General features: G+C 61.0%; 1 pseudogene. It reads left to right on the forward strand.

The annotated features are described in order from the left end of the window. A pseudogene (locus E5W70_RS32630) lies at nt 1–519 on the forward strand (hypothetical protein); the annotation flags it as partial. Nucleotides 520–633 lie beyond the last annotated feature (114 nt).

Here is a 633-nt window from a genome sequence, read left to right on the forward strand (position 1 = left end):
GCCGAGCGCCGCACCGTTCTTTTGGAAATCGAAGAAAAGGCGGTCCGCTACATCGAGCTCAAACTGGGCGTCATGGCCGCCGGGAACGCTCTGCGCGTGTACCGCGAGCGCCATCGCTCCGGGATGATGAAGCGGGCATCTGATGCATTCGCACTCATCACGCGCGGTCAGTATTCGGGGCTTGCGACCCAACCTGTGAAGGGCGGGGAGGTCCTCATCGCATTGCAGCGCGACGGGCAGTCCAAGGTCGCCGACGCCCTCTCAAAGGGTGCGCGTTTTCAGCTCTACCTGGCGCTGCGGCTTGCCGGATACTACGAGTTCGCCCAGTTTCGACCCTCGGTGCCATTCATTGCCGACGACATTATGGAGACCTTCGACCATTTCCGGTCAGAGGAGGTGTTCCGGTTGTTTGGTCAGATGGCAAGCGCGGGTCAAGTGATCTACCTCACGCATCACCAGCACCTATGCGAGATCGCCAAGGCTGTCGTGCCGGGCGTGACGATCCACGAGCTCGCATAATTGCGTGCTGTCGCGTGGCAGTCCGTAGGCGAACCTTGGATGGCCGCTTCGCGCCTCATGCGGCGTGTTACCTCGCAGCGGGCACAGTGTATTTACCTGCGAAGACCTCTTCTC

Source organism: Mesorhizobium sp. (assembly GCF_005063415.1).
GTDB lineage: Bacteria > Pseudomonadota > Alphaproteobacteria > Rhizobiales > Rhizobiaceae > Mesorhizobium.